Origin of the sequence: Catellatospora sp. NPDC049609 (assembly GCF_040675365.1) — a bacterium.
Classification (GTDB): domain Bacteria; phylum Actinomycetota; class Actinomycetes; order Mycobacteriales; family Micromonosporaceae; genus Catellatospora.
In genome coordinates this window covers 13335-36926 of sequence record NZ_JBFAOU010000041.1, presented here as the reverse complement: position 1 = coordinate 36926, position 23592 = coordinate 13335, and the positions used below count along the sequence as shown (strand labels likewise).

Sequence of the window (23592 nt, the reverse complement as noted above, 5' to 3'; positions counted from 1 at the left end):
GCAGGGCCGTTGCAACGGCCGCGCAACCGTCGCGCGCACGCTCCCGGAAGTCCGACACGACCCTGAGGAGACAGAGCATGGCGATCAACGAGGACCGGCTCAACGAGTTCATCGGCAGGTTCGTCGGCGCGCTCGGCGCGACGATGGCCGCCGGCAACATCGTGCTCGGCGACGAGCTGGGGCTCTACCGGGCCCTCGCCGAGGCGCCCGCCACCGCCGAGGAGCTGGCCGCCCGCACCGAAACCCACCCCCGCTACGTCGCCGAGTGGCTGCGCGGGCAGGCCGCCGCCGGCTGGGTGACCGTCGACGGCGACACGTACTCCCTCACCGAGGAGCAGGCGTTCGGCCTGGCGAACCCGGACGGCGTGCTGTTCGCGCCCGGCGCGTTCCGGCTGGCCGTGGGCAGCCTGCGGGCGCTGCCCCACATCGTGGCCGCGTTCCGCAGCGGGTCCGGGTTCGGCTGGCACGAGCACGACGCGAACGTGTTCGTCGGCTGCGAGCAGTTCTTCCGGCCCAACTACCTGGGCAACCTGGTGTCGGCCTGGATCCCCGCCCTCGACGGCGTCGAGCAGCGGCTGCGCGCCGGGGCGAAGGTCGCCGACGTCGGCTGCGGGCTCGGCGCGTCGACCGTGCTGCTCGGCAACGCGTACCCGGCCTCGGAGTTCCACGGGTCGGACTACCACGACGGGTCGATCGAGCTGGCCCGCAAGCGGGCCGCCGACGCGGGCCTCGGCGAGCGCGTCACGTTCGAGACGGCGTCGGCCCAGTCGTTCGGCGGCACCGGGTACGACCTCGTGACCACGTTCGACTGCCTGCACGACATGGGCGACCCGCTGGGCGCGGCGCGGCACATCCGCGAGGCGCTGGCACCGGACGGGACCTGGCTCATCGTCGAGCCCGCCGCCGGTGACGCGCCGGCCGACAACCTGAACCCGGTCGGCGAGGTGTACTACGGGTTCTCGACGTTCCTGTGCGTGCCGAACGCGCTGTCCCAGCCGGGCGGCTACTCCCTCGGCGCGCAGGCGGGCGAGGCGGCGATCCGCCAGGTGGTGACCGACGCCGGGTTCACCCGCTTCCGGCGCGCCGCGCAGACCCCGTTCAACAACGTGTACGAGGCGCGGCGCTAGGTCCCGTCCGGCGGATCATGTCAGTCCGGCGAGCCCGGAGACGACGAGACGTCGCACCGCGAGGGCGACGCCTCGTCCCCGGGCTCGCCACGAGGCCACAGCCGTCCGTTCGTGCGGTGATCCCGAGGGGAGACGTCACGTGCCGGCGGGTCGGCCGAAGGAGCGGCGGTAGGCGGCGGGCGTCGTGTGCACCAGATCGCTACTACGTCGTGTCGGCGAGTTCATCGACCGGGGACGGCGGCTGGGCAGTTACGTGGTGTTCGCCCGAGGTTTGAACTGCTGGCGTTTGAGTGATCTTTGGTGTGCCGGGTTGCGCTTTGGTGTCCCCGGCCAGCTGGAGTGGGCGTTCTGTGGTGTTGGCCTGTCGTACCCGGTGTCTAGTGTGTGGGACGTGTCCGATGTGGTGGGTGGGCTGGTGGTGCAGGCGTACCGTTTCGCCCTGGACCCGACCCCTGCCCAGGACCGCGACCTGCACCGCCACGCCGGTGCCGGCCGGTTCGCGTTCAACTGGGCCCTGGCCGCGGTGCGCGCCAACCTCGACCAGCGCGCCGCCGAACGCACCTACGGCCTGACCGACCCACAGCTGACACCTGCGCTGGGCTGGAACCTGCCCGCCCTACGCCGGGCGTGGAACACTGCCAAGGCCGAAGTCGCACCCTGGTGGAAGCAGTGCTCGAAGGAGGCTTACAACACCGGCCTCGACGGCCTGGCCCGAGCGTTGGGCAACTGGTCGGCGTCGCGGACCGGCCGCCGTGCCGGACCCAGGATCGGGTTCCCGCGCTTCAAGTCACGGCGGCGGGCGGTGCCCTCGGTGCGGTTCACCACCGGCACCATCCGCGTCGAGGACACCCGCCACCACGTCACCCTGCCCAGACTGGGCCGGATCCGCACCCACGAGTCGACCCGCAAACTCGCCCGCCGCCTGCACGCGGGCACGGCCCGGATCATGTCGGCCACCGTCCGGCACACCGGCGGACGCTGGCACGTGTCGTTCACCGTGCAGGTCACCCGCATCCCGCAGCGGCCGCAGCGGCCGCAGCAGAGCGTCGGTGTCGACGTCGGCCTCACCCACCTCGCCATCCTGTCGACCGGCCACGTCGTGGCCAACCCCCGACACCTGGCCGCCGCGTCCGGGCGGCTGCGCAGCGCTGCCAGGACCCTGTCCCGCAGGCAGGGACCCGACCGGCGCACCGGGCAGCGGCCCTCGCGCCGCTGGCGGCAGGCCAGGACACGGCTGGCCAGAACGCACGCCCGGGTCGCGAACCTGCGCGCCGACGGCCTGCACAAACTCACCTCGACCCTCGCGGCGACCTACGACACCGTGGTCGTCGAAGACCTAAACATCGCGGGGATGATGGCCAACGCCAAGCTGGCCCGGCACATCGCCGAAGCGGGATGGGCGACCCTGCGCAGGCAGTTGGAGTACAAGACCGGCTGGCAGGGTGGGCGGGTGGTCGTGGCCGACCGCTGGTTCGCCTCCTCGAAGACCTGTTCGTCCTGCGGCGCGGTGAAACCCAAACTGCCGCTGCGGGAACGGACCTACACCTGCCGACACTGCCCGCTGTGCCTGGACCGTGACCTGAATGCCGCGGTCAACCTGCAGCAGTACGTCGCCCGGAGTGGCCGGGAGACGCTAAACGGCCGTGGAGCCGACCATAAGACCACCCCCGTGGTGGCAGGTGGCTGTGAAGCGACCACCCCGCACCATCACCCGGTGGGTTAGACGGGGACCGTCGGCCGGCAACGGCCGACTGCAACACGAGCGGCTCACCAGAGATCACTCAATTGCAACGGAGCACGCACCAGCCGCGCACCGAGACCGGCGCCCGCATGATCGGCATCAGCATCCTCACCCCGTGACGTCGAGCCTGCTCGGTGGCACCCGGTGGGGGCCACCGACCTGCTCAGTCGTCCACCGGTCGCCAGGCCAGGGCGGGACCGGAGGCCTCGACCACCTGCTCCACCGCGAAGTCGATCATGCGTGCGGCACCGGGGTGCGCGGCGGCGCGGTCGGGGTCCCAGTCGACGGTCGCCCGGCCGGTGAGCCGCAGTGCGGGCCGGGTGCCCGTCCAGTCGACGAACAGCAGGCCGCAGCGCGGTTGCAGGTGCAGGTTGCCGAGCGTCATGAACATCGCGTTGCCGCCGTAGTCCGGCCAGGACAGTGTCGTGGCGTCGTGGCCGGTGACGAATCCGGTCTCGCCGCCGCGATGCGACACGTCCACGCCGTGCCCGTCGGCGGCGGTGGCGATGAAGAAGGTGTCCGCCTCGGCGATCAGGCGCAGCTGGTCGGCGGAGAGCCGGTCCGCGCGCACCGCCGGTGCCGTCGCGACGACCTCCCGCTCGACCTCGCGGGCGGTGATGTGCCGGGGGCAGTTCGCGAAGACCTGGTCAGCGGTGATGACGAGCCGGTCGCCCTGCCGGTGGCCGGTGCCGTTGACCCGCATCCGGCGGCGGGTGGCCGGCTCGAGCGCGATCGCGCCGATCGTTGCCTCATCCGCGAACCTCGCGTGCAGCGGATCGTCGGGGTCGGCTGCGGCCTCCACGATGACAGTCCGCTCGCCTTCGGCACGTACGAACCCCGGCGGGCCGTACAGCGGGCTCGCCCACAAGGAGCCCTCGGCGTCGTGGCCGCCGATCACGAGCATGCGCTGCCGGGCGAGGAACTGGCGGGCGACCTCCGGCAGCCGCACGCCCACCCCGGCCGAGCCGAGGCCGGTCCGGGTGTAGCCGGCCCTGCGCTGCACGTACACCTCACCGGGATGTGTTCTCATCATCACTCCTAGAAGAATCCGCAGGCGGGAGCGGCGTCAGCGGTGGCCGCCGGGCGGGCGGGTCGCTGCTCGGCGTAGACCTCCAGGCGGATGCCGTCGGGGTCGTAGAAGAAGAGCTGCCCGGCGGCGGCGGACTCGCCGGGCAGGCCGCTGTCGTCCCGGATGTCCGCGCCGAGCTCGCGAACCCGCTGCTCCACCTGCTCCAGCGCGGCCACGTCGGCGACCTGGAACGACAGGTGATGCAGCCCGGCGCGGTCTGCGGCGAACGGCGCGCCGCTCTGCTGCCACAGCGTGATCATCAGTACGCCGTCGCGCCCCAGGAAGGCGTAGTGCCGGCCGTCGGCGTCGGAACGGCCGACCACGTCGACGCCGAGCGCCCGGCGGTAGAAGTCGACGGACCGGTCGAGGTCGGTGACGTTCAGGCCGACGTGGCCGGTGGTGATACCCGAGCTCACAACGTGCTCCTAATGGTTTGTTGAATACTGCCCATTAGAAGCTAGCACGGTGGATGTAATGGGTACAAGGCGAGTTACCATTAACACCATGCGTCCCGCGCTCGAACTCGCCAACACCACCTACGCCGACCAGGGCGGACTCCGCGACGCGCTGGAGACGCCGGCGGACCTCGCCGCGTGGCTGGGACGGGTGGACCACCTGCTCGCCGTGCGCGTCGACGCCCGCTCCCGCGCGGCTGTCGGCCGCAAAGAGCTGGCGGCCGCCCGAGATCTTCGAGCGGCCATCCGTGCCGTCGCCTCCGCCGCCGCGAGCGGGCAGGCTCCCGACCCGGCGCAGCTCGAACGCCTGAACGCCGCGGTACGGGCCGCGCCGCGCTGGCAGGAGCTGGACGTGCACGACGGTGCACCGCGCCTGACGTCGCGCCACGGCGCGGCGGCCGTCACCGGCGCGCTCGCCGAGGTGGCCGCCGACGCGGTGGTGCTGTTCGCCGAAGGCCGCGTCGGCGTGTGCGGGGCACCGGGCTGCGTACTGCTGTTCCTGCGCGACCGCCCCAACCGCGAGTGGTGCAGCAACGCCTGCGGGAACCGGGCCCGGGTGGCCCGCCACCACGACCGCCACAAGCAGGCGAGACCGACGCCGGCCGCATGATCGGACGGGACGCGGTCAGCCTGCCGCGGCCTCCCCGATCGCCTGGTCCAGCATCTCCAGGCCGAGGGCCAGCTCCTCCTGCGTCGCGGTCAGCGGCGGCGCGATGCGGAAGGTTCCGCCCATGCCCTTGAGCTGCACCACGTTCATGTGCAGGCCGAGTTCGAGGCAGCGGCGGGTGACCTGCGCGCCGAGCACGTCGGAGCCCTGCTTGGTGTCGCGGTCGACGACCAGCTCGACGCCCTGCATCAGGCCGCGGCCGCGTACGTCGCCCACCACGTGATGCCGCTGCTGGATCTGCAGCAGGCCGGCGCGCAGGAACCCGCCGAGCTCCCGCGCCCGCAGGTCCAGCTTCTCCTCCTGCAGGACGTCCAGCACGGTGTTGCCGACGGCGGCGACCAGCGGGTCCGACACGTGTGTGGTGTAGAAGAGGTAGCCGCGCTCGTGCGCCCGCTGCTCGATCTCGGCGCTGGTGACCACCGCCGCGAGCGGCAGCCCGGCGCCGAGGGTCTTGGACAGGGTGAGGATGTCGGGCACGATGCCGTCGCGCTCGAACGCGTACCAGGTGCCGGTCCGGCACAGCCCGGTCTGCGCCTCGTCGACGATGAGCAGCATGCCGCGCTCGCGGCACTTGTCGGCCAGCGCGGCGAGGTAGCCGGGCGGCGGCTCGATGACGCCGCCGGAGCTGAGGATCGGCTCGACGAGGCACGCCGCGAGGCTGCCCGACGACTGCGCGTCGACCATGGCGAAGCCGTGGTCGAGCTGGCGCCGCCAGTCGAGTCCGCCGTCGGGGGTGGTGAAGTCGGGCCGGTACGCGTTGGGCGTGGGGATCGCGAAGTTGCCCGGCGCGGTCGGCCCGTAGCCCTGGTGCCCGGCGCTGTACGTCGCGGCGGCCGCGGCGCCGGTCATGCCGTGCCAGGACCGGGCGAAGGCGACGATCTCGTGCTTGCCGGTGACGAGTTTGGCCATGCGGATGGCCGCCTCGTTCGACTCGGCACCGGTCGTCAGCAGCAGCACCTTGTCCAGCGGCGCGGGCAGCGTCCCGGCGAGCCGGCGGGCCAGGTCGACGACGGGCCGCGACAGCATGCCGCTGAACAGGTGGTCGAGACCGGCGATCTGCCGCTGCACGGTCGCCACGATCGCCGGGTGGCAGTGGCCGAGGATCGCGCTCATCTGCCCGGACGTGAAGTCGAGGATGCGGCGGCCGTCGGCGGTGTGGACGTAGCTGCCCGCCGCCCGCTCGATGATCTCGGGCGTGAACGTGCCGCCGTAGCGCACCAGGTGTCGTTCCGCGTCGGACCAGAACTGCTCGGTCGTCGTCATGAAGCTCACGATAGGGACCGCCGCTGTGCACGAAAAGCTCCGATCTGCGGCTAGCCTGTACGGGATCTGCGCACAAGGGGGCCCTGATGCGGCTGAACACGTCCCGGCTGGAGATGCTCAGCCTGCTGGACAGCCTCGGCACGGTGCGGGCCGTCGCGGCAGCGCTGCACCTGAGCCCGTCGGCGGTGTCGGCGCAGCTCGCGGTCCTGGAGACCGAGACGCACGCCGAGCTGCTGCGACGCGACGGCCGCCGGGTGCGGCTGACCGAAGCCGGGCGCACCCTCGCCAGGCACGCACGGGTCATCCTCGACCAGGTCAGGGTGGCCGAGGAGGAGCTGCGCGGCCTTTCCGGGCAGCCGGCCGGGCCGGTGCGGCTGGCCGCGTTCTCCAGCGCCGTGCGCACCCTGGTCATCCCGCTCGCCACCCGGCTGCGCGCGACGCACCCCGGCATCGAGCTGGCCGTGTCCGAACTCGACCCGCAGGCCAGCCACCCCGCGCTGCGGCGCGGCGAGTGCGACATCATCGTGACCGCCGACTTCATCGACGGGTCGGTGCCGCTCGACCCGGACGCGTTCACCATCCCGCTGCTCGCCGACGCGATCGTGCTCGTGACACCGCAGGCGCAGGCGGGGCCGCGGACACCGGCGGACCTGGCCGACTACGCCACGGCGGCCTGGGCCGTCGACCTGCCGGGGACGTACCTGTCCAACCTGGTGACGGGAAGCTGCCGGCGGGCGGGCTTCGAGCCGATCGTGGCGGGCCGGTTCGGCAGCTACGAGTTGCTGCTGGCGCACGTCGAAGCGGGCCTGTCGGTCTCGCTGCTACCCGAGCTGGCCGTCGACGGCAGGTATCACGTCGCCACCCGGCCGCTGCGCGAACCGCTCACCCGTCAGGTGTACGCGGCCGTCCGCAGCCGGTCGGCGCTGACCGAGGCGAGCCGGATCGTCCTGGACGAGCTGCGCGCCCTGGCAGCGGCGCGCCCCGACCAGTCGGCGCACGGCGCCACCTGACGCACGCCGGGCGGCCGCGGCGCTGGTCCACCTCAGCCTACTCATCGCCGCCGAGCCCGTGTGCCTGTCTTCACCGGGGCGACTCGCGTAGCGTGACAGCCATGCGGCTTACCTTGATCATCATCGGCGTGTTGTTGGTGCTGGCCGGCGGCGTGTGGACCCTGCAGGGTCTGAACATGCTCGGCGGCAGCGCGATGAGCGGCGACACGACGTGGGCCGTCATCGGCCCGATCACGATGGTCGTCGGGGTGGTGCTGGCCCTGCTCGGCTGGCGCAAACGCGACGGCGCCTGAGCGAGCGCCTCCCGTCGGTGCCGCTCACCGGCGCCGGGGCAGAAGATCGCCGGTTCGGGTCAGAAACTGCGGTGGGGCTCCATCTCCTGACCCAAATCAGCGATCTTCGCGCCGCCCCGCCGGGCGCGTCTTCGCGCCGCGGGTCGCCGGGCGCGGTCAGGGGTTGCGGCGGTACTGGGCGGCGGAGCCCTTCGTGGCCGGGTCCTCGTAGGCTCCGGCGCGGCCGCGGTCCACGTGCCAGCTGGTCAGGGTGGTGACGGCGGCGTTCGGGTCGGTCCGGTCGCCGACCACCCGCAGCCGGGTGGTCCACCGCTGCGGGGTCACCTCGTAAAGGTCGTAGCCGTAGCGGTTGCCCTCGAAGTACTGCAGGTGCGGGTTGGCCTGCCCGAGCCGTGGCCCGTTGGCCGCGTTCCAGCTCGCCGAGTACGCGCTCGACGTGGTCGAGTGCGCGACGAACTCGGTGCCGATGACCGGCGACGCGAGGTTGTCGAAGTCGGGCCGGACGTCCTGCACGAACGCGCTGTGCCAGTCGCCGGTGATGGTCACGAAGTCGGCGATGCCCTGCTGCTGGGCGTAGGTCAGCAGCTCGGTCCGCTCGGCCCGGAACCCGTCCCACTGGTCGGTGAACAGGTACCCGCCGTCGGGGTTGCGCTGCTGGCTCAGGAAGATCGAGTTGACCCAGCAGTGCCAGCCGCCGGAGCGCTGGCTGATCCGGTCCTTGACCCACTGCTTCTGCGCCGCGCCGAGGATGGTGCCGCCCGCGACGTTCTGCTCGGAGCGGTGCTGCCGCAGGTCGAGGATGACCAGCTCCAGCAGGTCGCCCCAGCGCCGGTGGCGGTGGATCCGCGGGTCGGGCAGCGCGGTGTCGGAGCCCTCCAGCCGCAGCGGCAGGTGCTCGTACCAGCCCTGGTACGCGGCCGAGCGGCGGGCCACGAAGGTCGCCGCGCCCCGCGAGCCGGAGTAGTCGTTGACGACCTCGTGATCGTCCCAGGTCAGGTAGAACGGATGCGCGGCGTGCACGTCGCGCAGCAGGGGGTCTCCCTTGTAGAGCGCGTGCAGCCGCCGGTAGTCGGTCAGGGTGTAGGCCGTGCCCAGCTCCGAGCCCTCGTATACGTAGTCGCCGAGGTGCACCACGAAGTCGAGGTTGGCGTCGGCGGCCAGGTCGCGCATGCCCGGGTACTCACCCGACTGGTAGTGCTGGCAGTTCAGCGACGCGAAGCGGACCAGGTTCACCGCACCGGTGGGCGCGGTCTTCGTCCGGCCGGTCCGGCTGTACTGCCCCAGCGCGCGGAACCGGTAGTGGTAGCGCCGGCCGGGAGTGAGCCCGTCCACCACCACGTGCAGGCTGTGCCCGAGCAGCACCGACGCGGCCACCGAGCCGGAGGCGACCACGTTGGACATCGCCGCGTCCGTGGCCACGAACCAGTCCACCTGCACGATGTCCGGCAGCGGCTGCACCTGCGCCAGCGGGTCCGGCGCCAGCCGGGTCCACAGCACCACGCTGGTCGGCAGCGGGTCGCCGGAGGCCACGCCGAGGGTGAACGGGGCCGGATCCCAGCTCGCGCCGAGCGCCGCCGCGGCGGCGTACGCGGCGTCGGGACCCAGGGCGTGGGTGAGCGGCCAGGCCGCGGTGAGCGCACCGGCTCCGGCGGCGGCCTGCAGCAGGGCGCGGCGGCGCAGGGCCATCAGGCACCTCCGGGGGTGACGGTGAGGGACAGGGAGTCGGCGTAGCCGTCGTTGGAGGTGCCGCCGGAGCGGGTGAACAGCAGCTCGACCTGGGCGGTGCGGCTGAGCGGGGGCACCGTGCCGGTCGCCGTGCGCGACAGCAGCCCGGTGGTGTTGCCGCGCTGCGCGGCGGTGACCGGGCCGAGCACGACCGTGGCCAGGGTCTGCCCGGCCGCGTTGCGGAACGCCACGGACAGCTGCGCGGTGTCGTTCTGGTCGGCGTACCCACCGAGCCAGGCGGCCACGTCGTAGCGGGCGGTGCCCGCGTCGATCGCGGCGGTGCCCGGCAGCGTCACGCTCTGCCCGAGCCGGCTGCGCGCCGCGGTGCCGCCGCCGAGGAGGTTCACGCCGCGGTCGGCCGGTCCGGGGCTGGTCGAGGTCGGGTAGCCGCTGGTCCCGTACGCGATGACGGCCGCGCCGCCCTCCAGGTGGGTCCAGCCGGGGATGCTCGCGGTCGGACCGCCCGTGCCGCCGGGGCCCGCGTCGCCGCCCGGGTTGGCGAGCAGGTTCGCGCCGACCGAGGACAGGGTCAGCCACAGGCTGTCGGCGTAACCGTCGTTCGAGGTGCCGCCGTCACGGGTGAACAGCAGCAGCACCCGCGCGGTGCGGCTGCCCGGCGGCACGGTGCCGGTCTGGGCGCGCCGCAGCAGCCCGGTGGCGCCGCCGCGCTCGGTCGCGGTGACCGGGCCGAGCACCACCACGCCCAGCGGCCGGGCCGCCGCGTCGAGGAACTCCACCGACAGGCGTACGCCGTCGTCCTGGGCCGCGTAGCCGCCCAGCCAGCCGCCGACGTCGAACCGGGCCGCACCCGCGTCGATCTGCGCCGTCATCGGCAGCGTGATCTGCTGCGTGAGCCTCGTGCGCGCGGAGTCGCCGCCGCCGAGGAAGTTCGCGCCCCGGTCGGCCGGTCCGGGGCTGCCGGAGGTCGGATAGCCGCTCGCGCCATAGGTGATGACGGCCGCCGCGCCCTCGATCGCCGTCCATCCCGGAACGACCGGGGTCGGCTGTCCGGTGCCGCCGGTGCTCGCGTCGGCGCCCGGGTTGACGATCAGATTCCCTGTCTGCATCACGCCTCCTGGCAGATCGCAGAGCAGCATGCCCGCGCGTGCTGTCGCGGCGGCGACGGGCACGTGACCGCCGCACCAAGCCCAGACGACCACTGCCCGGCGAACCACATCTCCGACCGGCCACACGGTGCTACGCCCTCGGCAGCATAAGCCAATTAATCCACTATCGTCAATCTCCGCAGCCACACCCCGCTGCCGGCGGCCGGGGAGCCTTGCGAAGATCGGTGATTCGTGTCGAAAAATGGCTGTGACTGCGCGTTCTGGCACGAACCCGCGATCTTGGCACCACACGGCCGCACCACACGGCCGCGGTGGGACGGTCAGGATCGCAGGTCGGCGGTGACCTTGCGGAGGTAGGCCAGACCGGCCGTGGCCAGCTCGTCCTGGCTCGGGGCCAGCGGCCGCCAGATCGCGGCGGCCACCGCGATGACCTCGTTCTCGCCCGTGAACGACTCGATGCAGATCGGACCGCGGTATCCGGTCCCGGCCAGCGCGCCCAGCCACCGCGGCCAGTCCAGGTGGTCGCGCCCCGGCGCCCCCCGGTCGCTGCCGGACACCTGCACGTGCACGATCCGCGGCCCGGCGAGCGTGACCGCCGCGTACGGATCGGACTCCTCGATGTTCATGTGGTAGCTGTCGAGCATGATGCCGACGTTGCCGGGCAGCCCGTCGATCGCCTCCAGGGTCTGCGCCATGGTGTTGACGACCGAGGTCTCGTACCGGTTCAGCGCCTCGATGCCGATCGCGACGCCCCGCTCCCCCGCGTACCAGGCGACCGGGTCCAGCGCGTCGCGCAGCTGCCGGTAGCAGTCGCGGCGCTCGTCGGCCGACATCCGCCACAGCCGCCCGACGGCGGCGTACACCGGCCCGCACACGCTCGGCGCGCCGAGGACCGCCGCCGCGTCGACGAGCCCCCGCAGGTAGGCCTGCGAGGAGGCGACGGTAGCGGCGTCGGTGCAGACGAGGTCGCGGCCGGGCGGGGTGACCGCGAGCACCGCCGCCGCGGCCAGCCCGTGCTCGGCGAGCAGGTCGCGTACGGCCTCCGGCGACCAGTCCCCCGGGTTCTCCACCGGGATCTCGATCGCGTCGAAGCCCCAGGCCGCGATGCGCGGGACGAGCTCGCGCAGGGCGCGGTCGTCGACCGGGGAGGTCCAGATCCACGGGTTGGCGCCGACGGCGAACACAGCACACCTCATTCCACTGCCGGGTGCCGGCGGCGGCCGTCCCGGGACGTTCGGCTGGTCGTGAGCGGGGGCGGCCGCCCCGTGGGGGGTAGGGGGCGGCCGCCGGTCCGGCGCAGGGCTACTTGCCGCCCCAGTCACCGGGGTAGCCGGGCAGGGTCGCGCAGCCGCACATCGCGTAGTGCAGCGGCGGCATGTCCTTCTGCACGTACTGGCCCAGGTTGTCGGAGGTGATGGTCGGCTGGGGCAGCTTCCACGGGCTGGGCACGGCCTCGCCGCCGAGGATCTTCAGCGCGGCGATGACCGGCGTACGCCACTGGTAGGTGGGGTAGGTCGGGGCGATCGCGGTGAGCTTCTTGTCCTGCCACATCTTGAGGAAGTCCTGCTGGTCCTCGCCGACGATGGCCGGGAACGGCTTGCCCGCGTCCTCGAACGCCTCGGCCGCGGCGACGGCGGTGGCGCCGGCGTCCATCCAGATGCCGTCGATGTCGCCGAAGCGCTGGATGTAGTTCGTCACGATGGACTTGGTCTTGGCCGCGTCGCCGTCGGTGAACTCGACGCCGACCACGTCCAGGTCGGACTTGTCGAAGACGACCTTGGCCGCGCCCCAGCGGGCTTCGAGCACGTCGACGCCGGGCAGGATGCGCAGCGCCAGGATCTTGCCCTTCGGCTTGACCTTCTCGACGAGGAACTCCGCGCCGGTCGCGCCGAACGCGTACCCGCCGATGGGGTTGATGAAGGTGACCGGGCACTTGGTGTTGACGCCGCGGTCGAACACGATGACCGGCACCTTGGCGCAGGCCTGCTCGACCGCCGGGGTCAGCGTCGCGGTGGTGTTCGGGGAGACGATGAGCGCGTCGCAGCCCTTGCCGAGCAGGTCGGTGATGTCGGAGATCTGCTTGTCGTCCTTGCTCTCCGCGTCGGCCACGGTGAACGTCTTGATCTCCGGGTGCAGCTTCACCTCGGCCTGCATGTTCTTGAACCCGACCTGCCGCCACGGGTTGCCGACGCCCGCGTTGGAGAAGCACAGGTGGTACGGACCGGCCTTCTTGTACTTGGCGGTGTCCACGGTCTTGGGGTCGAGCGCCTGCTCCCACGGCTTGTCCGCGGGCCCGGTGGCGCTCTTGGTGCGCAGCGCGAGCTCGTTGTCGTGGTCGGCCTGGACGAAGAACTTCGACGTCTCGCCGGTGCCGGCGCCGCTGGGCCCGGCACTGGGCGACGCGCCGGGCACGTCGCTGGTGCAGCCGGCCACGACCACCGCCACGGCGGTGGCAACGGCCAGCAGGAAGGGTGTGCTTCTCCTCATGCGCGTTCCTCTCTGGTGCGGATTCAGGGCGTTTCAGGTACGGCGGCGCAGCGTGCCGACCGCCACGGCGGCGAGGATGATCAGGCCCTGCACGGCGGAGCTGAGCGCGCCGGATACGCCGAGCAGGTTCAGCAGCGTGAGCAGGGTCTGCAGGGTGAGCGCGCCGAGCATGGCCCCGGCGACCGAGCCGCGCCCGCCGCCGAGCACCACCCCGCCGAGCACGACCGCGGTGATGGCGGTGAACTCCAGGCCCTGCCCGACCTGGAACGACACCCCGCCGAAGCCGCCGAGCAGGATCGCCGCGACGGCCGCGCAGGCGCCGCTGGCCAGGAACGCGACGGTGCGCACCCGGGCCGTGCGGGCACCGGTGAGCCGGGCGGCGCGCGGGTTGTCCCCGACGGCCAGCAGCACCTTGCCGAAGTCCGAGCGCATCGCGAGCACCGCGAGCACGGCGACCCCGGCCAGCACCAGCACCGCGTACGGCAGCTGCCCGAGCACGGGCACCCCGTCGATGCCCCGGCGGCCGAGCATCCGGAACTCCTCCGACAGCGCCCCGCGCGGCGAGCCGCCGGTCCAGGTGTAGACCGCGCCGACGAGCACCAGGTACATGCCGAGGGTGGTGATGAACGAGGGCACCTGCAGCAGCGTGGTGACCAGGCCGTTGACCAGGCCGATGAGCAGGCCGAAGCCGAGCAGCAGCGCGACGACGGGCCAGGTCGCGGCCGGGTCGCCGTCGATGAGCCGGGCGGCGATCACCACCTCGGCGGTGACCAGCGAGCCGACCGACAGGTCGAAGTCACCGGCGACGATGACGAAGTACTGCCCGGCGGCGAGGATGATCAGCGGGGCGGCACGTTTGAGGAACGCCAGCAGCACGGGCGGGTCGTAGAAGTCGGGCTGGCGGATGCCGACCGCGACCAGCAGCAGCACCAGGATGATCAGCACGGGCCGGATGCTGCCCGCGCCCCAGCCGCTGCGCCCGCCGCCGCCCAGCCCGGACTTCACGGGGGCGGAGCCGGTCGGCGTCACCAGTTCGGTGCTCATGCCTTCTCCTCGCTGCGCTCGTCGGCGGCATCGGCACGCCCCCCGATTCGCTCGCGGTGCTCGCTCATGCGACGGCCGCCTTCCGCCGGTCGGAGGTGCGGCGCAGGCGCAGCGCGTACACCGCGACCGCGGCGACGATGACCACGCCCCGCACCATCTGCTTGAAGAAGGAGTCGACTTCCAGCTGGTTGAACACCCCGTCGATGACGGCCAGCAGGAGCACCCCGCCGACGGTGCCGGCCACCCCGCCCCGGCCGCCGGCCAGCACGGTGCCGCCGAGCACGACCGCGGCGATGGACTCCAGGTCGTAGCCGCCCTCGGCGCCGACCCGCGGCGCGCCCGCGCCCAGCCGGCTGGCCAGGTAGAGCCCCGCGATGCCGGCGCACAGCGAGCAGATGACGTGGGTGCGGATCAGCACCCGGTCGGTGCGCACCCCGGACAGCCGGGCCACGTCGAGGTCGCCGCCGGTCGCGATCAGGTGGTGGCCGTAGCGGGTGCTGCGCAGCGTGAACCACGCCGCGGCGGCGACCGCGAGGAACAGCAGGAACGACAGCGGCACGGGGCCGATCCGGTCGTAGCCCAGGTGCTGGAAGGAGGCCGGCACGCTGCCCGCGGGGCCCGCGTACCCCTGCTCCAGGTAGCCCTTGATGAGCAGGCCGACGCCGAGCGTCGCGATGAACGCGTTGATCCGCAGCTTGGTGATGAGCAGGCCGTTGAGCAGCCCGATCGCGGCGGACACGGCGAGCACGGCGGCGATAGCGGGCAGCACCATGCCGTCGGCGCCCGCCATGGTCTCGGCGGCGACGAGCGAGCTCAGGCTGATCACGTACGCCACGGACAGGTCCAGCGATCCGGCGAGGATGGCGATGGTCTGCCCGACCGCGACGATGCCGAGCCCGGCGGCCCGTTGCAGCAGGCTGATCGTGCCGGCCTCGGTGAACAGCGAGCCGCCGTCCAGGGCGACCAGCATGCCGCCCAGGATCAGCGCGGCCGCGAGCGCGGCCCAGACCCCGTTGGTCGCGTCGAGGCTCGGCAGCCGCAGCCGGGCGCGTGCCGTGTCGGTGCTCATGCCTTCTCCTCGCTGCGCTGGTCGGCGGCATGAGGACGTGCCTGCCTGACTCGCTCGCTGCGCTCGCTCATGCGGGCACCTCCGTGCTCGTGGCGGCCCCGGTGGCCAGGCCCATCACGGCCTCCTCGCTCGCCCCGGCGGGCAGCTCGCCCGCGACGGCGCCGTCGCGCATGACGACGATGCGGTCGCTCATCCCGATCAGCTCGGGCAGCTCCGACGAGATCATCAGCACCGCCGCGCCGTCGGCGGCGAGCCTGCGGATCAGGTCGTGGATCGCGGCCTTCGCGCCGACGTCGATGCCCCGGGTGGGCTCGTCGAACAGCAGCACCCGCGGCGTCATCGCCAGCCAGCGGGCCAGGATCACCTTCTGCTGGTTGCCGCCGGACAGGTAGCGGATCTCCTGGTCGGCGCCCGCGGCATGCACCTCTACGGCGTCGAGCAGCTCGCGCACGGTGGTGGTGCGGGCGGCGCGGGCGAACCAGCGCGGCCGCACGGCGCGCTGGGCGAGCAGGGCGTTGTCGAGCACCGACTGGCTGAGCGCGAGGCCCTCGCCCTTGCGGTCCTCGGTGACGTACGCGATGCCCGCCCGCACCGCCTGGCGGGGCGAGCGCACCCGCACCGGCACGCCGTCGAGCAGCATCTGTCCGGTGCGGAAGCCGTCGATCCCGAACACGGCGCGGGCCAGCGCGGAGCGGCCGGAGCCCTGCAGCCCGCCGACGCCGAGCACCTCGCCGGAGCGCAGCTCCAGGTCGACCGGGCGCAGGCGGCCGTTGCCGGCAGCCGACAGCCGCAGCCGCGCCGCGCCGGCGCTGCCGGGTGCGGCGCGCTCGGGGAAGTAGTGCGACAGCTCGCGGCCGACCATGTGCCGGACCAGGGTGTCGGCGGTGGCCTCGGCGGTGTCGAGAGTGGTCACCCGGCGGCCGTCCTTGAGCACGGTGATCCGGTCGGACAGGTCGAACACCTCGGTGAGGCGGTGCGAGACGTAGAGGATGCCGATGCCGCGCTGCTGCAGCCGCCGGACGAGCGCGTAGAGCAGCTCGACCTCGTGCTCGGCCAGGGACGCGGTGGGCTCGTCCATGATGAGCACCCGGGCGTCCAGCGCGAGCGCCTTGACGATCTCGACGACCTGCTGCTGGGCGACGCTGAGCCGGCCGACCTTGGCCTGCGGCGCGATCGCCGCCTCGCCGATGCCCGCGAGCAGCTCGGCGGTGCGGGCCTGCATGGCCCGGCGGTCCACCAGGCCGCGGCGCAGCGGCTCGCGGCCGAGGAAGACGTTCTCGGCGACGGTGCGCTCCGGCAGGAGGTTGAACTCCTGGTGGATGATGCCGATCCCGGCGGCCTGGGCGGCGCGGGGGTCGGGCAGCGCGGTCGGCCGTCCCGACAGCTCGATGGTGCCGGCGTCGGGCTGGTACACCCCGCTGGCGATCTTCATCAGGGTGGACTTGCCGGCGCCGTTCTCGCCGACGAGCGCGTGCACCTGTCCGGCGTGGAGGTCGAGGTCGACGTCGTCGAGCACGCGCACCCCGAAGAACGCCTTGCCGACCCCCCGCATGCGCAGCAGGGGGCTGTCGCCGTCTGACCGCACCGCACCTCCTCGATCGTTTCGGGCTGGGCCGGGAGGCTCCCGGCGGGCCGGTGCACTTTCGTTGGCGGAGCAAGAACTTTTGCTGTCCAGATCGGAAGTCTTGGCGTCGGACGTTAAACGTTGACGCTCGATCTAGCAAGCCCGTAACAAGCCGGAAAAGGTCACGGTTCGGCATTGATTGATTTAGCAGGCACGATGTGGAACGTTCCACAACTTCTTCACGCGCGGCCCTTAGTTTTGCCTGGCGGACAACAAACTTTCGGTGATTCTTTTGAAACTGGCACCGAGAGGATATTGACGGCCCCCGCTGGCTCACGCCATGCTCGGCTTCGCGCTCTCGTAACGGAACCGACACATGTCGATGCCGGGTCCCTGCCCTCGGCATCGGAGCGCAGCACGGTCATGCGTCGCGGCGGACGCATGACGACCCGCCCGTCCTTTTCCGGTCCTGAAGGAGACGGCATGAGCCGCCGCAGACCTGTCCTTGGCGCGTTCCTCGCGCTGGCCACCGCAGTAGCCGTAAGCGTGCTCCCCACGGGCACCGCCTCGGCCGCACCGGCGTTCCGCGCGCTGGTGTTCAGTGAGACCGCCGGCTACCGGCACGGATCCATCGCCGCCGGTGTCAACATGTTCAACCAGCTGGCCGCGGCCAACAACTTCGAGGTCGTGTTCAGCGAGGACTCCACCGTCCTGAACACAGCCAACCTCAACACCTTCGACGTGCTGGTGATGTTCCAGACCTCCGGCATGGTCTTCGACAACGACGCCCAGCGCACCGCCACGCAGAACTTCCTGCGCAGCGGCAAGGGCATCGTGGCGATCCACAACGCCACCGACATGGGCATCGACACGACCTTCCCGTGGTGGGACGCGACCATCAACGGCGGCGCGCACATGCCCGAGCACTCCCCCGGCTCGCTGCAGGGCTGGGCCCGGGTCGCCGACAAGGTCCACCCCTCCACCGCGCACCTGCCGGACAACTGGCAGCGCACCGAGGAGTGGTACAACTTCGACGTCAACGCGCGCGGCAACGTGCACGTGCTGGTCACCGCCGACGAGCGCACGTACAACCCGGGCAGCCGGGCGATGGGCCCCGACCACCCGATCTCCTGGTGCCGCGAGGCCGAGGGCGGCAAGGTGTGGGCCACCGCGATGGGCCACGACGACGCGTCGTACAGCGAGACGAACTTCCGCAACCACATCCTGGGCGGCGTCCGCTACGCCGCGGGCAACCTGGCCGGCGACTGCGGCGGCACGGTGTGGAGCAACTTCGAGAAGGTCACCCTCGACTCCAACACCGTCGACCCGATGGCGATGGACATCGCCCCCGACGGCCGGGTGTTCTACGTGCAGCGCGGCGGCAAGCTCGCCGTGTTCAAGCCCGCCCAGCAGCAGACCGTGACGTCGGGCCAGCTCGCGGTGTACACCGGCGGCGAGGACGGCCTGGTCGGCATGGTGCTCGACCCGAACTTCGCCACCAACAGATGGATCTACCTGTACTACTCACCCCAGTCGAGCAGCACCGACGTCAACCGGCTGTCCCGGTTCACGATCAACGGCGACACCCTCGACCTGGCCAGCGAGCAGGTGCTGCTGAGCGTGCCGGCGTACCGCGACCGCACCTTCAGCGAACCCGGCCACACCGGCGGCTACCTGGCCTTCGGGCCGGGCGGCAACCTCTACCTGTCCACCGGTGACGACACCCCGCCCAACCTCGACCCGGCCTGGCAGGGCTACGCGCCGCTCGACTGGCGGGCGGGCAAGAGCTTCCTGGACGCGGCCCGCAGCGCGGGCAACACCAACGACCTGCGGGGCAAGCTGCTGCGCATCCACCCGGAGGCCAACGGCACCTACACCATCCCCAGCGGCAACCTGTTCGCGCCCGGCACCGCCCAGACCAAGCCCGAGATCTACGCGATGGGCTTCCGCAACCCGTTCCGGTTCGAGGTCGACATGCAGACCGGCTGGGTGAACCTGGCCGACTACGGCCCCGACCGCGGCGGCGCGACCACCAACCGCGGCCCGGAGGGCCTGGTCGAGCTGAACGTCATCAAGCAGGCGGGCAACTTCGGCTGGCCGTTCTGCCACGGCAACAACCAGCCGTACGCGCCGTACAACCCGACCACCGGCGTGGTCGGGGCGAAGTTCAACTGCAACGCCCCGGTCAACGACTCGCCGAACAACACCGGCCTGCGCACGCTGCCGCCGCTGGTCCAGCCGCAGATCTGGTACGGCTACGGCGTCTCGCCGTCCTTCCCGGAGATGGGTGAGGGCGGTTCGGCGCCGATGGGCGGCCCGGTCTACCGGTACAACGCCGCCAGCACCTCGGCGACGAAGTTCCCGGCGTACTACAACGGCGTGCACTTCTTCTACGAGTGGGCCCGCAACTACATCAAGGAGATCCACTTCGACAGCTCCGGCAACCTGGTGAAGATCAACCCGTTCCTGCCGGGTGGCGGCTTCATCAAGCCGATGGCGATGCGCTTCGGCCCCGACGGCTCGCTGTACGTCCTCGAATGGGGTTCGGAGTTCGGCGGCGGCAACAACGACTCCGGGCTCTACCGCATCGACTACATCCACGGCGGACGCGCCCCGGTCGCCAAGGCCACCGCCACGCCGACCAACGGCCTCGCCCCGCTGAACGTGGTGTTCTCCAGCGCCGGCTCGGCCGATCCCGACGGCGACACCATCTCCTACGCGTGGGACTTCGACAGCAACGGCAGCACGGACTCCACCGCCGCCAACCCGACGCGTACGTACAGCACGAACGGCAACTACACCGCCAAGCTGACCGTCACCGACACCACCGGCCGGTCGTCGTTCGTCAACGTGCCGATCACCGTCGGCAACAACGCCCCCGTCGTCACGATCACGTCGCCACCCAACGGCGGCATGCTCGACTTCGGGCAGAACGTCGCCTACAGCGTCAGCGTCACCGACGCGCAGGACGGCACCATCAACTGCACCCAGGTGTTCACCAACCCGGCGCTCGGGCACGACGACCACGCCCACCCGACCACCGACCTGCCCGGCTGCACCGGCACCGTCAACACCGGCAACCTCGGCGGGCACCCCGACGGCGCCAACCTGTTCTACCTGCTCAACTCCCGCTACCAGGACAACGGCAACGGCTCGGTGGCCCGGCTGACCGGCTACGCCAACGTCGTCCTGCAGCCCAAGCACAAGCAGGCGGAGTACTTCACCAGCCAGTCCGGGATCCGGGTGGTCGCGCAGGCGGGCGCCCAGAGCGGCAACCGCATCGGCGACATCAGCAACAACGACTGGATCATGTTCAACCCGATGAGCCTGCAGGGCATCACCAGCGTCAGCTACCGGGTCTCCTCGCCCAGCGGCGGCGGCAGCATCGAACTGCGCGCCGGTTCGCCGACGGGCACCCTGCTGGCGACCAACCCGGTCGCGGCGACCGGCGGCTGGGACACCTACGTCCAGCAGGCCTCCGTGAACGTGGCGGCGCTGTCCGGCACCCACCAGCTGTACATGGTGTTCAAGACGAGCTCGAACAACGGCTTCGACCTCGACTCGTTCACCTTCGCCGGAGCCGGGGTCGGCACCAACCCGACCGGCGGCATCGCCGGGAAGACGTACACCCTGACGGCCCAGCACAGCGGCAAGCTCGCCGACGTCAGCGGCGTGTCCACCGCCGACAACGCGGCCGTCGTGCAGTGGCCGGCCACCGGGGCCAACAACCAGCGCTGGCAGGCCGTCGACGCGGGCAGCGGCTACGTCTACCTCAAGGCGCTGCACAGCGGCAAGTGCCTGGCCGCCAGCGGCGGGTCCACCGCCGACGGGGCGACGATGGTGCAGCTGACCTGCACCACGAACAACAACATGAAGTGGCAGGCGGTGACCACCTCGACCGCGGGCGTCTACCAGCTCAAGGCCGTGCACAGCGGCAAGTGCCTGGACGTCAACGGCGCCTCCACCGCCGACAACGCCGCGCTCATCCAGTGGACCTGCCACACCGGGTCCAACCAGATGTGGCGGCTCACCCAGGTATGAGACCCGCCGGCCCGGTCACACCTGGGTGGCCGGGCCGGCGTGACCGGCGGGCGGGACTTCGCGGTCCCGCCCGCCGGGCGCACGACCGGCCACGCGCACCGGGCCGTCAGGCGAGTTTCGCGCGGATCGCCGCCGCGTCCGGATGGTCCAGCGGATCGAGCAGCCGCAGGGCCCGCGCCCAGGACTCCCGGGCCTGCGAGTGCTCGCCCAGTTCCGCGTACGCGTCCCCGAGGTGGTCGAGGACCTCTGCCTCGTCCATGGTCGACTCGACCTGCTGGAACAGCTCCAGCGCCATCCGGTAGTGCGTGATGGCCTCGCGGTGGCGGCCCAGCCGCGCGTGCGAGTAGCCGATGCTGTCCCACGCGTTGGCCTGGCCCGACCGGTTGCCGAGCAGCTGGTGCAGCTCCAGCGACTGCCGGCAGTGCCGGATGGCGCCGTCGTGGTCGCCGCGCAGCGCGTGATACCAGCCGACCGAGTTGAGCGCGTCGGCCTGCCCGGCCCGGCTGCCCGCGGCGACCGACAGCCGCAACGCCTGCTCGGCGTGGTGCAGCGCGTCGTCCAGGCGCTGCGCGCGCTCCTGCATCCAGGACAGGTGGAAGTGGGTCTGCGCCTGCCCGTCGAGGTCGCCGAGCGCGGAGTACTGCGCCGTCGCGCGGGCGTAGTGGATCAGGGCCTCCTCGTTGCGGCCCAGCGCCGTCGCGGTGTGCCCGAGCGAGAGGTTGGCCCGCGCCTCGGCGGGGGCGTCGCCGAGCCGCCGCGCGGCGTGCAGCGCGGCCGTCTGCAGGACGGCCTGCTCGTGCCAGCGGCCGCGCCGGTGCAGGAACGTGGACGAGGCGCGGGCCAGCAAGCCGACGTGCTGGTCGAACCCGCTCGCGGCGGCCTGCTGGGCCGCCGCCGCCACCAGTTCCATCTCGCTGTCGAACCAGGCGAACGCGGCCTCCAGCGTCGCGGGCGGGTCCAGCACGGTGCCCTCCTCGGCCGGGCTCAGCCGGTCGTGGTCGCGCTGCGGGTAGAGCACCAGCGCCGCCGCCTGCGCGGTGTGCAGGTAGTGGTCCAGCAGGCGGCGCAGCGCCCGGCGCTGCCCGTCCGGGTCGAGCCGGTGCCGGGCCAGCTCCGCCGCGTACGCCGACAGCAGGTCGTGCAGCACGTACCGGCCGGTGCCGACCTCGGTCAGCAGGTGCGCCTGGGCCAGCCGGGCGAGCAGGACCTGGGCCTGCGCGACGGGCAGCGCGCCCAGGCTCGCCGCCGCGGGCAGGGTCACCTGCGGGCCCGACCAGACGCCGAGCAGCCGGAACAGCCGGGCGGCGGCGGGATCGAGGGCGCGGTAGGACGACGACAGCACGGCACGGACGTCGGTGCTGGTGTCGTCGCCGGTCAGCGCGTCCAGCCCGGCCTGCGGACCGGCCAGGTCCGCGGCGAACCGGCTGAGCGGGAACTCCGGGTGCTGGGCGGCCCGGGCCGCGACGACGGCCAGGGCCAGCGGCAGCCGCGCGCAGCGCCGCACGATGTGCTCGGCGGCCCGCGGCTCGGCGGCCGCGCGCCCGTCGTCGAGCCGGTACGCCAGCAGCGCGCGGGCCTCGTCGTCGCTGAGCAGGTCGACGGCGACGGGCTGGGCACCGTTCGTGGCGATCAGGCCCGGCATGCGGTTGCGGCTGGTCACGATCACCATGGCGGTGGAGCTGCCCGGCAGCAGCGGCCGCACCTGTGCCTCGTCGCGCGCGTTGTCCAGCAGCACCAGCACGCGCCGGCCGGCGAGCTCGCTGCGGTAGAGGTCGAGCTGGGCGTCGACCTCGGACGGCCGCCGCCGGGAGGGCACCGACAGCGCGTCGAGCAGCCGCCGCGCCGCGTCGGCGGTCGGGACCGCGCTGCCCGGCGCGAATCCGCGCAGGTCCAGGTAGAGCTGCCCGTCGGGGAACCGGTCGCGGGTGCGGTGCGCCCAGTGCACGGCCAGGGTGGTCTTGCCGACGCCCGCCGTGCCGGTGACCAGGCCGATCACCACGGCGGTGGCCTGCTGCGCCGACTTGGCCAGCACCGCGTCGAGGCGGGCCAGCTGCGCCTCGCGGCCGGTGAAGCCGTAGACGTCCGGCGGCAGCATCGCCGGACCGGTCACGGTCGGGGGCGACGCGACGGGCGGGGCCGGCTCGACGGCGGCCGGGGGCTCGCCGCGCAGGATCGACCGGTGCACCGCCTGCAGCTCGGCGCCCGGGTCGGCGCCCAGCTCCTCGGCCAGCCGCGCGGCGAGGGCGGCGTACTGGCGCAGCGCCTCCGCACCGTGCCCGGCGGCGTGCAGGGCCCGCATCAGCGCCGCGGTCACCGGTTCGGACAGGGGATGCTGCGCGGACAGGTCCGACAGCGCGGCGACGGCCGGGGCGGTGTCGCCCCGGCGCGTCTGCCCGTCGGCCCACGCGAGGACCGTGTCGAGATGCCGGCGGTCCAGACCGGCCCGGACCCGGTCGGCCCACGGGCCGCTCACGTCGGACAGCGGCCGGCCGCGCCACAGGTCCAGCGCCTGGCGCAGCCGCTCCGGGTCGGGGTGGCCGGGCCCGGCCGCCGTCAGCGCCTGGAACAGGTGGACGTCCACCAGCTCCGGCGCGCACTCCAGCACGTAGCCGCCGGAGCGGCTGGCCAGCCGGACCGGTGCGGGCTGCGCGCAGTCCGCCAGCACCCTGCGGATGCGGGCGACGTAGGAGTGCAGGCTCTCGCGGGCGCGGGCCGGCGGCTCGTCGCCCCACACCCGGTCGACCAGCTCGTCGGTGCGGACCAGGCGGCCCGCGTCCCAGGCCAGCGCGGCGAGCACGGCCCGCTGCCGGGGCGCGCCGAGGTCGACCGGCCGGCCGCCGTCCCACAGCTCGACCGGGCCCAGCAATCGCAGCTCCACCAGCGCGGCTCCCCCATGCCCGGGGCGGCCACGAGGAACGTCGTGTATGGGATTTGGGCCGCCGTCGATGTCCGCCGAAAGCATACGGCGCA

Annotated in this window: 17 protein-coding genes; 6 read left to right on the top strand and 11 right to left on the bottom strand. The window is 72.6% G+C overall.

Translation table 11 applies throughout. From position 1 onward, the window contains the following. Positions 1-77: 77 nt before the first annotated feature. Together AB0J67_RS14455 and tnpB are read left to right on the top strand one after the other, a co-directional pair. A complete protein-coding gene (locus AB0J67_RS14455) occupies positions 78-1127 on the top strand; it encodes a class I SAM-dependent methyltransferase (RefSeq protein ID WP_363481514.1) in 1050 nt (349 codons plus the stop codon). 391 nt (positions 1128-1518) lie between these two features. Next, positions 1519-2850: an IS607 family element RNA-guided endonuclease TnpB gene (gene tnpB / locus AB0J67_RS14450; RefSeq protein ID WP_363481511.1), complete on the top strand. Its 1332-nt coding sequence runs from the start codon at positions 1519-1521 to the stop codon at positions 2848-2850. A gap of 181 nt (positions 2851-3031) precedes the next feature. On the opposite strand, the gene AB0J67_RS14445 is transcribed toward tnpB, so the two are convergent. Beyond that, complete coding sequence (locus AB0J67_RS14445) at positions 3032-3898, bottom strand: pyridoxamine 5'-phosphate oxidase family protein (RefSeq protein ID WP_363481508.1); 867 nt, start codon at positions 3896-3898, stop codon at positions 3032-3034. Positions 3899-3906: 8 nt separating this feature from the next. After that, positions 3907-4353 carry a VOC family protein gene (locus AB0J67_RS14440; RefSeq protein ID WP_363481504.1) on the bottom strand — a complete coding sequence of 149 codons (447 nt, stop codon included), beginning with the start codon at positions 4351-4353 and terminating at the stop codon, positions 3907-3909. A gap of 88 nt (positions 4354-4441) precedes the next feature. Here AB0J67_RS14440 and AB0J67_RS14435 point away from each other — a divergent pair, with 88 nt between their 5' ends. Then, entirely contained in the window at positions 4442-5002 is a 561-nt protein-coding gene (locus tag AB0J67_RS14435) for a CGNR zinc finger domain-containing protein (protein ID WP_363481502.1), read from the top strand. A 15-nt stretch (positions 5003-5017) separates the two neighbouring features. On the opposite strand, the gene AB0J67_RS14430 is transcribed toward AB0J67_RS14435, so the two are convergent. Continuing rightward, positions 5018-6322 (bottom strand): aspartate aminotransferase family protein, encoded by a 1305-nt coding sequence (locus AB0J67_RS14430; RefSeq protein WP_363481499.1) that lies wholly within the window; start codon positions 6320-6322, stop codon positions 5018-5020. An 86-nt stretch (positions 6323-6408) separates the two neighbouring features. Between AB0J67_RS14430 and AB0J67_RS14425 the strand changes: the two genes are divergently transcribed. Next, positions 6409-7332 (top strand): LysR substrate-binding domain-containing protein, encoded by a 924-nt coding sequence (locus tag AB0J67_RS14425; protein WP_363481496.1) that lies wholly within the window; start codon positions 6409-6411, stop codon positions 7330-7332. A 101-nt stretch (positions 7333-7433) separates the two neighbouring features. Further along, positions 7434-7625: a hypothetical protein gene (locus AB0J67_RS14420; RefSeq protein WP_363481493.1), complete on the top strand. Its 192-nt coding sequence runs from the start codon at positions 7434-7436 to the stop codon at positions 7623-7625. Between the two features lie 156 nt (positions 7626-7781). On the opposite strand, the gene AB0J67_RS14415 is transcribed toward AB0J67_RS14420, so the two are convergent. The 7 genes from AB0J67_RS14415 to AB0J67_RS14385 all read right to left on the bottom strand — a co-directional run bounded on the left by AB0J67_RS14415 (position 7782) and on the right by AB0J67_RS14385 (position 16602). Further along, positions 7782-9311: an alkaline phosphatase D family protein gene (locus AB0J67_RS14415; RefSeq protein WP_363481490.1), complete on the bottom strand. Its 1530-nt coding sequence runs from the start codon at positions 9309-9311 to the stop codon at positions 7782-7784. Then, a complete protein-coding gene (locus tag AB0J67_RS14410; protein ID WP_363481487.1) occupies positions 9311-10417 on the bottom strand; it encodes a hypothetical protein in 1107 nt (368 codons plus the stop codon). The genes AB0J67_RS14415 and AB0J67_RS14410 overlap by 1 nt, the downstream gene beginning before the upstream one ends. A 320-nt stretch (positions 10418-10737) precedes the next feature. Next, positions 10738-11601, bottom strand: coding sequence for a sugar phosphate isomerase/epimerase family protein (locus AB0J67_RS14405; protein ID WP_363481484.1), 864 nt, complete (start codon positions 11599-11601; stop codon positions 10738-10740). A 118-nt stretch (positions 11602-11719) separates the two neighbouring features. Continuing rightward, positions 11720-12904, bottom strand: coding sequence for a substrate-binding domain-containing protein (locus tag AB0J67_RS14400; protein ID WP_363481482.1), 1185 nt, complete (start codon positions 12902-12904; stop codon positions 11720-11722). A gap of 33 nt (positions 12905-12937) precedes the next feature. Further along, positions 12938-13948, bottom strand: a complete 1011-nt coding sequence (locus tag AB0J67_RS14395; RefSeq protein WP_363481479.1) for an ABC transporter permease — start codon at positions 13946-13948, stop codon at positions 12938-12940. Between the two features lie 64 nt (positions 13949-14012). After that, positions 14013-15017, bottom strand: a complete 1005-nt coding sequence (locus tag AB0J67_RS14390; RefSeq protein WP_363481476.1) for an ABC transporter permease — start codon at positions 15015-15017, stop codon at positions 14013-14015. A 67-nt stretch (positions 15018-15084) separates the two neighbouring features. Further along, on the bottom strand, positions 15085-16602 hold the full coding sequence (locus AB0J67_RS14385) for a sugar ABC transporter ATP-binding protein (protein ID WP_363481473.1): 1518 nt from the start codon (positions 16600-16602) through the stop codon (positions 15085-15087). A gap of 462 nt (positions 16603-17064) precedes the next feature. Here AB0J67_RS14385 and AB0J67_RS14380 point away from each other — a divergent pair, with 462 nt between their 5' ends. Then, positions 17065-20622 carry a ThuA domain-containing protein gene (locus AB0J67_RS14380; RefSeq protein WP_363481470.1) on the top strand — a complete coding sequence of 1186 codons (3558 nt, stop codon included), beginning with the start codon at positions 17065-17067 and terminating at the stop codon, positions 20620-20622. Between the two features lie 106 nt (positions 20623-20728). Here AB0J67_RS14380 and AB0J67_RS14375 read toward each other — a convergent pair whose 3' ends face one another. Then, positions 20729-23500 carry a tetratricopeptide repeat protein gene (locus tag AB0J67_RS14375; RefSeq protein WP_363481467.1) on the bottom strand — a complete coding sequence of 924 codons (2772 nt, stop codon included), beginning with the start codon at positions 23498-23500 and terminating at the stop codon, positions 20729-20731. Positions 23501-23592 lie beyond the last annotated feature (92 nt).